This window comes from uncultured Winogradskyella sp. (assembly GCF_947498005.1).
Taxonomy (GTDB): Bacteria; Bacteroidota; Bacteroidia; order Flavobacteriales; family Flavobacteriaceae; genus Winogradskyella.
Window position 1 is genome coordinate 1 of the sequence record NZ_CANMIW010000036.1, and the last position, 454, is coordinate 454.

Annotated in this window: 1 protein-coding gene; it reads left to right on the forward strand. The window is 33.9% G+C overall.

Translation table 11 applies throughout. The annotated features are described in order from the left end of the window. A partial coding sequence (locus tag Q0891_RS17230) for a hypothetical protein (RefSeq protein ID WP_299103580.1) occupies positions 1 to 307 on the forward strand: 307 nt, incomplete at its 5' end. Positions 308 to 454 lie beyond the last annotated feature (147 nt).

Here is a 454-nt window from a genome sequence, read left to right on the forward strand (position 1 = left end):
GTTTAGCGAAATCGGAAATGAGGATTATGAATGGTTAGCGGATTTTGAGCATCATACGAATAAGGATTTGACCATAACTGGATTTGAAAACCTTCAAAAAGTTTACGAAGACGTTTATAAAAACCAAAAATTCGACATACCAGAAATTGAGCAAGCTTATGAAGTTTCGGAATTATTAATCATTTTACGTTTGCAAGAACTTTTTCGGGAAACCTATAAAAAAGCAAAAGAAAGCGGAAAAAAATGGAGTGATTACCCAATGTTCGTTACAGCACACGACTATGAAATGATTTATAAAATAAACTGAATTGAATAAAGCCAGCAGGTAACACCGTGTATAATTAATTGCTTTTTAAGTGCTTACTTGCGAAAATTCCTGCGGAATTTTCTCGGGTTCGTAAAAGTTTGCTAAATTAGTTGCTTAACCACGCAACTAACCATACACAAAACCGTT